Annotated in this window: 9 protein-coding genes; 7 read left to right on the top strand and 2 right to left on the bottom strand. The window is 57.3% G+C overall.

Annotated features, from left to right (window positions below; genetic code table 11):
* Positions 1 to 93: 93 nt before the first annotated feature.
* The 6 genes from AB4Y89_RS03310 to AB4Y89_RS03285 all read left to right on the top strand — a co-directional run bounded on the left by AB4Y89_RS03310 (position 94) and on the right by AB4Y89_RS03285 (position 6451).
* On the top strand, positions 94 to 525 hold the full coding sequence (locus tag AB4Y89_RS03310; protein WP_442299474.1) for a hypothetical protein: 432 nt from the start codon (positions 94 to 96) through the stop codon (positions 523 to 525).
* Between the two features lie 99 nt (positions 526 to 624).
* Positions 625 to 2406, top strand: coding sequence for a single-stranded-DNA-specific exonuclease RecJ (recJ, locus tag AB4Y89_RS03305; protein WP_442299473.1), 1782 nt, complete (start codon positions 625 to 627; stop codon positions 2404 to 2406).
* Between the two features lie 57 nt (positions 2407 to 2463).
* Positions 2464 to 3714 (top strand): efflux RND transporter periplasmic adaptor subunit, encoded by a 1251-nt coding sequence (locus AB4Y89_RS03300; protein WP_442299472.1) that lies wholly within the window; start codon positions 2464 to 2466, stop codon positions 3712 to 3714.
* A gap of 11 nt (positions 3715 to 3725) precedes the next feature.
* Positions 3726 to 4682 (top strand): tetratricopeptide repeat protein, encoded by a 957-nt coding sequence (locus AB4Y89_RS03295; protein ID WP_442299471.1) that lies wholly within the window; start codon positions 3726 to 3728, stop codon positions 4680 to 4682.
* Between the two features lie 58 nt (positions 4683 to 4740).
* Positions 4741 to 5676: a COX15/CtaA family protein gene (locus AB4Y89_RS03290; protein ID WP_442299470.1), complete on the top strand. Its 936-nt coding sequence runs from the start codon at positions 4741 to 4743 to the stop codon at positions 5674 to 5676.
* Positions 5669 to 6451 (top strand): VOC family protein, encoded by a 783-nt coding sequence (locus tag AB4Y89_RS03285; protein WP_442299469.1) that lies wholly within the window; start codon positions 5669 to 5671, stop codon positions 6449 to 6451. Before AB4Y89_RS03290 ends, AB4Y89_RS03285 begins: the two co-directional genes overlap by 8 nt.
* A 122-nt stretch (positions 6452 to 6573) precedes the next feature.
* Here AB4Y89_RS03285 and AB4Y89_RS03280 read toward each other — a convergent pair whose 3' ends face one another.
* Positions 6574 to 6873 carry a hypothetical protein gene (locus tag AB4Y89_RS03280; RefSeq protein WP_442299468.1) on the bottom strand — a complete coding sequence of 100 codons (300 nt, stop codon included), beginning with the start codon at positions 6871 to 6873 and terminating at the stop codon, positions 6574 to 6576.
* A gap of 203 nt (positions 6874 to 7076) precedes the next feature.
* Here AB4Y89_RS03280 and ppk1 point away from each other — a divergent pair, with 203 nt between their 5' ends.
* Complete coding sequence (gene ppk1 / locus AB4Y89_RS03275) at positions 7077 to 9266, top strand: polyphosphate kinase 1 (RefSeq protein ID WP_442299467.1); 2190 nt, start codon at positions 7077 to 7079, stop codon at positions 9264 to 9266.
* Here the strand turns inward: ppk1 and AB4Y89_RS03270 are convergent.
* A complete protein-coding gene (locus tag AB4Y89_RS03270; protein ID WP_442299466.1) occupies positions 9263 to 12928 on the bottom strand; it encodes an Ig-like domain repeat protein in 3666 nt (1221 codons plus the stop codon). The two genes, ppk1 and AB4Y89_RS03270, sit on opposite strands and share 4 nt — an antisense overlap.
* Positions 12929 to 13010 lie beyond the last annotated feature (82 nt).

Here is a 13010-nt window from a genome sequence, read left to right as displayed (position 1 = left end):
CTCAGCGTATTCCAGTGCGTGCAGTCATGCTTTTTTGAGACAATACCGTTTGTTGCAATGCAGACGGATAATCTAATTTCCCTGAAAGACGACATGATTGCCTTCATCGCGGGCCACGGTATGCACCGCATGAATGCTTATGTCCATGAAGACATTCCCACGGTTGTCTTCGAAGAAGAGCACGCCGATTCCTGGAAAGACTTTGTCGAACACGCCAAAGCCGCCGGGGTCAGCTTTCTAACCATGAGCGAAGTCACGCTGGAAAAGCGCGATATCGAGATCCTCATCGAGCAGCTCCGCGCCCGCGAATTTCCGGACTCTGACGACACACCGGATATCGATGACGCGCAGTACCTGGTGAACTATGTTGGGAAGACCGGCTACCTGCAGCTGGGCTTCGCCTACAACGGCATCATGTTCATCTATGAGACCTCGACCGAGTGGTACGACCGCTTTCAGCAGTTGATGGAGAGCGTCTCGGACTTCGACTCGATCATCGTGGACGACCCCGACGCAGACGAATAGAGCATTTTTCCTGCAGGTGCAGTGCAGGGCTTGTGCATCTATGGGCGTTTTCCTCAATGAAAACGCCGCTGGATACCCAGCAACAGGAAAAATGCTCTAGTGGCCGCCGAACCGCTCTATCGCTGGACAAGCCCAGAGGTCTCCTTCGAAGAAGCCGAGGCCTTCGCTCGTGAACTGCGCCTTCCGCAGGTCATTGCCGAGCTTTTGCTCAACCGCGGCTTCGACACGCCGGAAAAGGTCGACCTTTTTCTCAACCCCGGGATCGACCACCTGCACCCCCCTTCGGCCATGCTGGGTATGGCAGCAGCCGTGGAACGGATTCGGCAGGCCATCGCACACCGCGACCCCCTCCTGATCTATGGAGACTACGACGTCGACGGGACCGTGGCCACAGTGCTGCTTAAGACGGCCATTGACCGCATCGCCGGCGGCGAATCCATTGTCCGCTACCACATCCCGCACCGTATCCGCGAAGGCTATGGGATGCAGGCAGGGGTTCTGGCCGATGCAGCAGCGATGGGTGTCCGCCTGGTCATCTCCGTCGACACAGGCATCCGTGCCTTCGCCGCCGCCGAAGAGGCACAGGCTCTCGGGCTCGACCTCATCGTCACCGACCACCACCTTCCGGATGAGATCGGCGGCCTGCCTCCGGCACTCGCCGTCATCAACCCCAATCAGCCTGACTGCCCTTACCCGAACAAAGATCTCTGCGGCGCCGGTGTCGCGTTCAAACTGGCCCAGGCTCTCCTGGAGAGCTCCGATATTCCCGCCGAAACCGTGGGAACCAAGCTGCTACCCAGCTTCCTGAAGTTATTAGCGATCGCCACCGTGGCAGATGCCGTCGCCCTCACCGGCGAGAACCGAGTCATCGTCGCCGTCGGCCTCCGCGAGCTGGTTAAGCCCGTCCAGCCGGGTCTCCGTTGCCTGATGGAGCTTGCTCAGCTCACTGGCCGGCAGCCAGTGACAGCAACCGCCGTCGCCTTCCGTCTGGCGCCTCGCATCAACGCCGCCGGCAGGATGGATATTGCCTCGGATGTCGTCGAGATGTTCCTCACCCGCTCTCCTGAACGGGGCCGCGAAATCGCCGAGAAGCTGCACCGGCTGAACGAAGATCGCCGCGCGACCGAACAGGCTGCGCTCGACGAGATCGAGGCGCTGCTCGCCGCCGACACATCTCTTGCCGAAGCGGGCGCCGTCGTCCTCGACGGACACGGCTGGCACCGCGGCGTTATCGGGATCCTGGCCTCGCGCGTGGTCGAGCGCACCCACCGTCCCGCCCTTGTATTGGCGCACGAAGACGGCGAGGCGTACGGCTCCGGACGCTCCATTCCTGGCTTCCACCTCCTGGATGCATTGACCGCAGTCCATTCCGTCGCTCCGATCTTCACCCGGTTTGGCGGGCATGCACATGCCGTCGGGTTTTCTCTTCCTTCCGACAAAGTGCCCGAACTTCGAATGAGCCTCGGCCTCTATGCCCGCTCCGCTATGTCTACGCACACCCTGCTTCCGGAGCTGCACTGCGACGCTTCCCTGCCGCTGGAGCGCATTACGCCCGCATTTGCGGAACACCTCCATCGTTTTGAACCCTTTGGGAACTCCAATCCGGAACCGGTCTTCTGTTCTGGTCCTGTCCGCATTCTCGAAATGCGTGTTCTCAAGGACAAACACCTTCGTCTGCGGCTGGAGCAAGGCAACGCCGCCATCGCCTGCCTGGCATGGTCCCGGCGGATCCACTGGCCTTCGCGTCTCCAGGAACTTGGCGTGGGTAAGGGTTCGATGATCGAAGTGGCTTTTCGCGTTCGCGAGAATGCGAACCCCGACTTCGGAAACGCAATTGAACTGGAGTTGTGCGATCTACGCCCAGCTCATACGGCCGGATAACTTTTTGTGCCGCAAACCCTTCCACCTGCGTCAGATATACTGACGCTTCGTCGCCCTATGGCTCAGAAAGCTACCAGTCCTGCTCGCACTTTCGTTTTCGCTTTGCTCGGCCTGGCCGCCATTGTTGCGGTCGGCTTTGGTTTGCGCTCCCTGTTCCGCAGCAATGTCGATGTCCACGCTGCCTCCGTTACGTATGAGAATCTGACCAGCACCACCCCAACCAACGGCAAGGTTCAGCCCGTGGAGCCATTTGACGCGCACGCTCCAATGGCAGGAACCGTCGATCGGATTTACGTCGGAGCCGGCGAAAAGGTAAAAGCCGGTCAGTTGCTCATTCACATGAACGATGCTGAGGCGCTAGGACGGCTGGCTACCGCCCAGTCCGCGTTGGCCGGCGCCCAGGCCAGCATCCACGATATGGAGAGCGGCGGCTCGACTGATGAACGTATCGGCATGGCCTCCGATCTGGAGAAGGCTCACCTGCAGGAACAACAGGCTCAGCGTGACCTCACGGCGCTTCAGCAGCTTCAGCAGAAAGGTGCTGCCTCTGGAAGTGAGGTTCTCGCCGCTCAGCAGCGGCTTGAAAATGCGAAGTCCTCTCGCATCGCGCTGGAACAGCGCTCATCTCCGGCCTCCCGTTACAGCAATCAGGACCGCACACGCGTTAAGGCACAGGCAGCCGATGCCTCGGCTTATGTTGCTTCTGCGCGCAAGCTCTATGATCAGCTGAATGTCCGGGCTCCGTTCGATGGAACGATCTACTCACTTCCGATACAGGAGTCGGACTTCGTTCCTGCGGGAGAGACCCTTCTCTCGATGGCGAACCTCGATCGCATCCAGATTACGGCCTATTTTGACGAACCCGATGTGGGGAAACTGGCTGTCAACCAGGCCGTAAGCATCGTCTGGGAAGCCAAGCCCGGAAAGGTGTGGCACGGACATGTCGAGACGGTGCCGACGACCATCATCAACTACGGCACCCGTAACGTGGGTGAGTGCATTATCAGTGTTGATGATGCCCATGGAGACCTTCTGCCGAATACCAATGTCACGGTCACCGTCACCATCCTGCAACACCCACATGTGCTGGCAGTTCCTCGAGAAGCTCTACACACCCAGGGCTCGCAGAGCTACGTCTTCCGCATCGTGAACGGCAAGCTGGTACGAACCCCCGTTCAGGTAGGCGCCGCCGTAACCCCGACACGCATCGAGATCGCCGGCGGTCTTTCCGTCAATGACAAAGTCGCCGTCAATTCCGTTGATAACAGCGAACTGACAGACGGCCTGCCGGTCGATGTCGTTCAATAAGGCCGTTGATTATGCAGCACCAGAAGTTGCTTTCGCTCGTCACACTCCTCTTTTCGTCGCTTTCCATGCGGGCCATGGATGTGCACGAAGCGCGGTCTGCTCTTATGGCCGGCCGCGTAGACGAGGTGGCTGCCGCGCTCGAGCCAGTGGTTAAGTCCAACCCAAAGGACGCCATGTCGCATCATCTGCTGTGCCGTGCGTACTATGCCCAGGAGCTTCCAGATCGTGCTGTGCCCCATTGCGAAGCGGCTGTCGCCAACGACTCCGGCAATGCGATCTACCACCTCTGGCTGGGACGAGCCTATGGATTGAAAGCTGACAAGTCAGGTCCGTTTACAGGCTTCAGCATGGCAAAACGCAGCGTAGCGTCGTTTGAGCGCGCATTCCAGCTCGCACCCACCAGCCTGGATACCATCAACGATCTGGGTGAGTTCTATGCCCGGGCACCCTCCATTGTCGGTGGCGGCACCGATAAAGCACGGCAGCTCGCGGAGCGTATTCAGCCGCTCTCTGCAGCGAAGTACCACCGCATTCTTTCTCTGGTCGCCGAAAAAGAGAAAGATTACGGTGCGGCCGAACAAGAGTTGAAAAAAGAGATCGAGATCAAACATACTGCGGAGAACCTGATGGATCTGGTGGCGTTCTACGACCGCCGGAAACGCGTTGATGATGCTGTCTCCGTGATCCGCGACGTAATCAATACCGATCGTCCCCGTTCCGCCCCCAGCTTCGACGCGGCAACATTCCTGACCGAGCAGCACCGCGATCCTGAGTTGGCAGAAAGGCTGCTCAAGGAATACCTTGCCTCTCCGTCAAAGTCCGACCAGGCTCCCGTGTTTCGTGCACATGTGCTACTCGGAAAGATTTTGGAAGACCGGGGCGACAAAGCAGGCGCGAAGGCGGAATACCAGGCTGCGCTGGCATTGGCGAAGGACTACCCGACTGCCCGCCATGCACTTGGAATGTAATAGAGGGTGTGACGCAGCTCACGGTCCGGCCACATCGTCCCGGTACTAAAATAAAGCCGTGGCCTCTACCGCACTTCATCTCGCGTCAGCCCGGCTTACTACCACGCATGTGAAGCGTCTTGCGTGGCTCACGCTGGCATGGAATATCCTCGTTGTGCTTTGGGGAGCGATTGTGCGCGCCACCGGCTCAGGCGCCGGCTGCGGGAACCAYTGGCCACTCTGTAATGGAGAGGTCATTCCGCATGCCCCTCGTATCGACACGATCATCGAGTTTACCCATCGCATGATGTCGGGAGGCGCGGTCTTCCTTACTCTTGCACTCCTGCTGGCGATCTTTGCAACATCAGAACGTCTGCAGCCTGCACGTAGGGCCATTGCCGTCGCAACCGTGTTGTTATTCAATGAAGCGATCCTTGGCGCCCTGCTGGTGAAACTCGGTTACGTCACAGGCAATCGTTCTGTCGGGCGAGTCGTTCTTCTTTCGATACATCTGTCGAATACCCTGCTGCTGCTAGGCGCATATACCCTGACGGCGTACTTCCTTGAGCGTCCCTGGCGTTTTACCATCTCTCGCCGGAATCTCTGGCTGAGCGCGATCGGCCTGTTCAGCACGCTCATCGTCGGTGTAAGCGGATCACTGGCAGCTCTCGGCGATACCCTCTTCCCGGCAACGTCGTTGCGTGCAGCCTTCGTCCAGGACTTCGCCAGCAACTCACCCATGTTGCTGCGTCTGCGCAGCGTGCATCCGCTCAGCGCCTTCCTGGCAACTGTATTTGTCATCTGGCTGCTGAAACGCTCCTGGGGGTCGCCGCTGGCAAACTTTGTTCTCGGCCTGCTTGCCTTCCAGATTGCACTTGGCTTTGCTGACCTGCTGCTGTTGGCGCCAACCTGGATGCAGGTGCTGCACCTGCTCGGTGCAGATCTTTATTGGGCGTCCCTTCTCTGGCTCTCTGCGCAACAAACATTCCCAATCACAAAGGAACTTCATGCGTAAGCTGCTGCTCTTCCTGCTGCTGTGCGTCACAGCCGCCGTATCTGCACAATCGGTCCCCATGGACGGCTTGGCCCATGTCGCCATACGCGTCAAAGATGTTCCCGCCTCCCGCGCCTTCTATGAGAAGATCGGTTTCCTTGAAGCCTTTACCCTCGACAACAAGGGCGTCCTGGACCGTTCCTTCATCAAGATCAACGACGACCAGTTCATCGAGCTCTACCCACAGACAGAGAAACAGCCGCAGATCGGTTTCCTGCATCTCTGCTTCTATGGCAGCGACCTCGAATCGCTGCATAAGCAGTACGAACGTGAGGACCTGAAACCGCATGACCTCAAAAAAGCCGGCGCCGGCAATCTGTTGTTCACTATGGAAGGCCCGGAAAAACAGAACATCGAATATACCCAGTACATGCCTGGCTCGCTTCACTCCAATGATCACGGCAAGCATCTGGGAAGTCCTGTGGGTCCGAAGCTCATCAGTGTCTCTCTGGCAATGAAGGATGTTCCCGCCGCTCGTGCGTACTACTCCGAGAAGCTGCACTTCCCGCTTACCAAGTCCGGCAGCTTCGCCATCCCAGGCACCTCGGGCGAGACCGTCGTGATTGAGGACGATCAGATCGGAGCCCGCATGCGGGTTGCTTTCCAGGTAAAGAGTCTCAAGGAAGCAGCGACAGATCTGACCAAGCGTGGCGTTCCCTTTACGCGTGCGAAAAACGCGCTTTCCACGACCGATCCGGACGGGAATATCGTGGAGTTCCGCGAGCACGGCAGCTAGACCACCGGACTGGAGCATTTTCCCTGGTAGGTGTAGTGCAGGCATTCCACCTCTATGCGTTTTCCGCAATGAAAACGCCGCTGCACACCCCTTCCTGGATACCCAGCAACAGGGAAAATGCTCTATTTTGTATTCGGATCGCCGTCAACTTTGTTGACGGCTTTCTTTGTGCCTGATTTGGTCTTCTGGTAAGCCTTTTTGGTGCCGTGCTTGGTGGCGTCCCAGCCCTCTTCTGTCTTCTCACCAACTACATGAGCCGACTTCTTGGTTCCTTTCTTGATGCCGCTGCCAGTGTCCTTGGCAGCCTGTTTCGTCTCATGACCGGCATCTTTCATGTCCTGTTTCGCAGTCTGAGCACCCAGGAAAGCGGTAGGTAATGTGGCAACGAGACACGCCGCCAGAAAACGGGTTGTACGATTCATAGGAAACTCTCCTGTCTAGAAAGAGATGAGTGTTTCTTATCTTTGGTTAGCTAGAGCTTTTTCCTGTTGCTGGGTGTCCCGAAAGAGGAGTACTGCGGCGTTTTCATTGCGGAAAGCGCCTACAGGAAAAATGCTCCATGGGATACGGGGACACCTGAGATTTATCACGCCGTATCAAAGCTGCTGATAGGCTGATACTTCCTATGCCACGTCGAACGAACCCGGCGCCAGTACCTCACCGTTTCTTCAATCGCGACGAAAGCTGGCTTCGCTTTAACTGGCGCGTGCTGGAAGAAGCGCAGGACGAGCGCAATCCATTGCTGGAGCGTGTCAAGTTCCTCGCCATTACGGCAAGCAATCTCGATGAGTTTGTCGAAATTCGAGTCGCCGGCGTACTACAGCGTCTGGAAGATGGATACGTCACCCCGCAGGCTGAAGCAGATGACGGGATGAGCGAGCAGCAGCGCCTCGAAGAGCTCAATCGCCTGATGCATTCCTTTGTCTGCGACCAGTACCGTTGCTGGAATGACCAGCTCCTGCCTGCCTTGCTCAACGCAGGTGTCCGGGTTCTTGAGTGGAGCGAACTGGATGCGGTGGCTCTCGAATACGCAGAACAGTACTACAACGATGAAGTTGATCCTCTTCTGACACCGGTCACCATCGACCCGGCGCATCCCTTCCCGCGAGTCCTGAATAAAGCACTCTGCATCGCGCTGCTTCTTCGGCGTAAGCGCAAGGGAGCTGCTGCCGCTGCACCGATTCTGGGTGTGATTACGGTTCCCCGGTCGTTGCCTCGCTTCGTCAAGCTGCCGTGCACCAGTGGATGCACCGAGTTCATCTTTCTTCATGACCTGATCGAGGCGCAGGCTGAACGCCTCTTCCGCGGCTATGAGGTTCTCGCAAAGACGGCATTTCGAGTCACCCGTAACTCGAACCTTTATCTCCAGGAAGAAGAGACGCGCTCTCTGCTGGAGAGCGTCCGCAGCGAACTGCATAATCGCCGCAAAGGCGATGCCGTTCGTCTGGAAGTGAGCGAAGGTGCAGACCCCGACATCGTCGAACGCCTGCGTGCCAACTTCGAACTGGATGAATGGCAGGTCTTCAAAACCGAAGGGCCGGTAAATCTCTCCCGCTTGATGAATCTCTACTCGGGTGTCGACAAGGATTCGTTGAAGTATCCGCCTTTCCATGGCCGCGAGTACCGGCTCGACCGGAAATCAACCGATCTGTGGGATGAGCTGCGCACGCGAGACATCATGCTGCATCATCCTTTCGATAGCTATAGCGTCGTCGAGGAGTTCATTGAAGCTGCCGCAGCCGATCCTGCCGTCGTGAGCATGAAACAGACGCTCTATCGCACCAGTGCGGACTCACCGATGTTTGCGGCACTGGTCGATGCGTCGCAGCAAAAAGACGTTACCGTTGTCGTAGAGCTAATGGCCCGGTTTGACGAGGCCTCCAATATCCGCTGGGCTCGCACTCTGGAGGACGCCGGCGTACAGGTCTTCCACGGCATCTTCGGCTTGAAGACTCACTGCAAGCTTGCCCTGATGATTCGCCGTGATCCAGACGGTGTGATGCGCCGCTATGCCCATCTGGGCACCGGCAATTACAACCCGGTCACCGCCCGCTTCTATACCGATATCAGCCTGCTGACCGCGAATCCCGAGATCACGCATGCGGTCCATACGGTCTTCAATTATCTGACCGCCGAAGCGGAAGGCGAGCTCTATCGCCCTCTGATGGTGGCGCCACTCACACTCGTTGACGATCTTGAAAAGCTGATCGACCGCGAGATCCAGCACGCTAAAGCAGGCAAACCGGCACATCTGATTGCCAAGATGAACGGCCTTATCGATCGGCGCCTGATCGAAGCCATGTATCGCGCCAGCCAAGCAGGAGTGGAGATCGACCTGATTATCCGCGGCATGTGCGCTCTACGACCAGGTGTACCGGGCCTCAGCGATCATATCCGCGTGCGTTCGATCGTGGGCCGCTTCCTCGAACATAGCCGCATCTTCTGGTTCCTGAACGACGGCGCGGATGAGGCGTACTGCGGCAGCGCGGACTGGATGCCCCGCAATCTCTACGACCGCTGCGAAGTCGTCTTCCCCATCTACGACCAGCAGTTATTGCTTCGCTTACGGGAAGACCTCCTCGGCAGCTATCTGCGCGATGAGGCGAAAGCGAGACTGCTCACCCCGGATGGGCATTACGTACGTCCAGCGCGAACAGACAAGCCATTCGATGCCCAGGCATATCTGATGCAACAGATCGAAGGTGTTGCACCTCAAGGTGTCGCATCACAAGGTGTCGCGCCTCAAATGTCGCAGGCTGAGGCAACCGCACCTCAGCCTGCAAAAAGACGGACCCGTCAGACAAAGAAGACTTAGTTCACGGTCAGTGAAACAGAGGTCGTTTGCGTGATCGATCCGCTGGTTCCTGTCACCGTCACGGTGTAGCTACCAGTCGGCGTTCCAGGCGTGCTCGAAGAGCCACTACTACCGCCACCGCAACCGCTGATAACTCCGGCTACTCCAAGCAACAGTAACACCCCAAGTAGCGGAGCAAAGCGCCGGCGGCGCGGAATCATAACCAGGATCAGCCCGGCAATAGTTACGCCGCTGAACGCGACTGGCCGCCACTGGGAAAAGACACCGGTCTGTGAGGAGCCGCGAACGGTGGTAATCGTCAGTGTCGACGTCGTTCCTGGCGTTACGGAAGACGGCGAGAGCGTGCAGCCAGCGCCCGTCGGTGAGCCGGAGATGCTCCACGACAAGCCGACGGAAGAACTGAATCCATTCACCGCGGCTACAGAGATAGTTGAAGTACCCGAGCTGCCGCGCGACACAGTGAGACCAGCCGGCGATGCACTCAGGCTGAAGCTGGACGTCCCTCCGGTTGCGAGCGTGATCGTGGTAGCTGCTGACGTGGAGCCCAGATAGTTTCCGTCACCGGAATATTGCACCGTGATCGAATTCGATCCTGCGTTTAGTTGACTGGCATTCAGCGTATATGTCGCTGTCGCCGAGTTAAGGCCCGTCGTGGAGGATGAAGCCCCCTTAACAGGGGCCGTAGCAAGCACCGTGCTGCCATTCAGAATGCTGATCGTTCCAGTCTGCAGGATGCTGCCGTAACTCTGCGTCGGTACATTGACGGTCAGCGTCGCAGACTGCCCTGAAGCCAGTGTTGTTGCTGAGGAAGTAAAGGTGGTAGTTGTTGGCGCCTTCGTAACAGTAAAACCACTTGTCCCTGACGTGCTGGCGTTGAAGCTAGCATCACCGCTATACGTTCCACTGAAGCTATACGTAGCGGGGAGAAGGTCAACCGTCTGAATCTCCGCAACGCCTTCGCTATTGAGACCATAGTTCCCGGAACCGTAAGCGGCGCCATTGTTTTTTACAGCGACCGTCCCAGTCGGCACGCCATCGCAAGGAGTCGTCGACGAGCAACTTGCCCCTGCTACCGCGAACTTGATCAGTGCCAGATACTGTCCGTAGAAGACGCTCGATGCCGTTCCCACGGTCCCGTTGGCCGGGTTATAGAACAGTGTCTGTAATGTCGTCTTGCTGTTCTCCGAAGAGACAGTTATCGTGACAGCATTGGAGTCAGACGCAGCGTGAGTTGCGTCGCCACCGTAATGCGCCCTTACCTGATAGGTAGTGCCGCTACTGCCCGGGAAGTTATTGAAGGTTCCGGAATAGCTTCCTCCGCTCAGCGTGCCGCCCCCCACAGAGCCATTCGTTGTGGCGGCGTTGATCGTGACATCACCCGTTGGTGTACCAGTGCCCGAGGTAACGGTTACATTGGCAGTCACAGGTGTTCCATGCGTAATGTTGGTCGGAGATGGAGATAACGATAGCGTCGTGCTGGTCGAGTTATAGCTCACAGAAGACCAGTTATTCGCTAGGTTGGCGGCGTTCACCGATCCCAAGCCAGTCGTCAGGTCATAGCCCACATTCGAACTGAAACCAGAGAGTATTCCATAGCTATTTGCACTGTTGTTGACCGTGCAGTTTGGCGATCCCTTTACGCATGGAACGCTATTCGTGCCAGCGATAATGTCATTGAAGGTGCAAGCCGCATTGGGAGTTCCACTCGCGCTGCATGCCGTACCCGCAGTTGTCTGTTTGTTGAACAGCGCATACAGGTTGTAGTTGGCATTGCCGAGACGACCGCCACCATTTTTCTGCGCAACCAGAGCCATAATGCCCGCCATCGCAGGAGAGCCGACGGACGTACCTCCCACGCCGATCAGATCGTTATAAGGCGAGGAGATATTGCATCCCTTACCATCCGTGAGCTGATCTGCCTGGCAAACGATGTAGAAGGCTCTCGAGAAACCATTCGACGCGAATAGAGACACATCCGGGATATCGCGGACATTGTCTGCGGGCACACCAGTTCCCGTCTGCCAAGATGGCTTAGGGTATCCGCCCTGACATGTCGCGAGCGTCGACCCCGTGGCAGAGATACAGTTGCTTCGTCCACCACCACCACCAGTGGTAGTCAGCAGTCCTTTGGATTGTGCTGTCGAATTATTGCAGACGGCTTCCGGAGAGAGTCCCGCATACGTGGTTGAAAGCGAGAGCTGTTCGTTCGTGCAGGTGTTGTTCCAAGTCGTCTCCGGAATGTAGGCCGAAACGGAAGCCTTTGTCGTCGAGTTGTTGCTGCTGCCGAATTTGCCGTTATCGCCGTAGAGCGTCTGAAAATCAGTCCCGCCGATCGCGGTGTTGTACGGCGTGGATGCGATGGCATTAACGGTCAGACCATAGCTCGCATAGCTCTTGTTCTGATCGCAGGTTCCTGAGCCGGAATCGCCGGCAGCGACCAAAACTGTAATTCCCTGTGCCGCCGCCTGCTGCCATAGCGCACGATAAAAGCTGTTTCCACTGGTACCGGCTGCAAACTCGCAAACGCCCCAGCTCTCACTAACGATGGGAGCCAGGTTGTTGTCGATAATGTACTCCGCTGACAGATCGATACCTGCAGTCGTCTCAGTCCCCATGGATGAGACATAGTCGATCGTCGCATTAGGCGCCGCGGCTCCTGACCATTGCACATCGATGTTGCCTTCGATCTCGTCGTCCTGGGTGCCAGGATTGGGTCCGTTATAGATGATGTTGAGATACTGAGTCCCCGTCGATCCAGACGTATTCCCGAGCGGCAGACCGAACAAGTTGCGGAAGTTTACGAAATCCTGTGGATTCAGATCCGATTCGCCGACGATCGCAATCGTTTGCCCGGCCCCATTCACCGACGCGCTCCAGAGAGGATTCAGGTTGTAGAGCGTTGCAAAGTCGTAAGGCGTTACGCCGAGATAGTTGGCGCCATTCGACGAAATCACGTATTGAGGTGTACCACCAACCTGTTGCAGCTTTCCTGTCTGCGAATCGCGCCGGTAGATACCGTACTTTTCGGCGAAYGTTTTCCGCGGAAAATTGTTCAGTGAGCTGAATCCAGAGACCAAAGGAGCAAGCGCAGCCGGGATCAACGGATCGGTGACGTTCGCTGTACGGGATTTTCCGAGGTACGAGAACCGGTGCATCGAGACGCCAAAGGCCTGTCGCATGGCTCCGGCGGAACCGGAGAACTCCACGGTCGTTCGACCTTTATTCACCGAAACATTGTTGAACCCGTGTGCCGTCAGCCAGCTCGTCAACGTCGCGATGTCGGTATCGGAAGGACCGAACCTGGCCCCGAACTCCTCCGGCGTAAGCCACTTGTGAAAGTTCGGAGAGTTCTTGTCCTGCTGCTCATCGACCAACTGCTTCAGTGCAGTCTCCTGGTCGTCACTGCGCCGCAGTGTCATCAGAATGCGATTCAACGCCAGGTCATCAGCCAGCGACCCTTGATCGTTAGCGACACGGACCAGTGGATGCACCATGCCACGCAATTCAACGCGGTGGTTATCGTTCACCGGCTGGGTCACCAGAGGTTTAGCTTGATTCGTGAGTTGAGCCGAGACAGAAACGGAAACAAGGGCCAGAATAGCTACTGCAAAACGGGGGAGCTTCAACATAAGAGCCTTTATGGCCAGGTACAGTACAGGCATGCACCGTGGGGGATTCTAAAGATGCCATGATTCTCAGGCGGCCCGGTCACGATGTCAAATTCCCATCTCACTTACAAGTGAT

This window comes from Terriglobus sp. 2YAB30_2 (assembly GCF_052114765.1).
Classification (GTDB): Bacteria; Acidobacteriota; Terriglobia; order Terriglobales; family Acidobacteriaceae; genus Terriglobus.
Note: the sequence above shows the minus strand (reverse complement) of the source record. Positions and strands in the feature narration are given on the sequence as shown.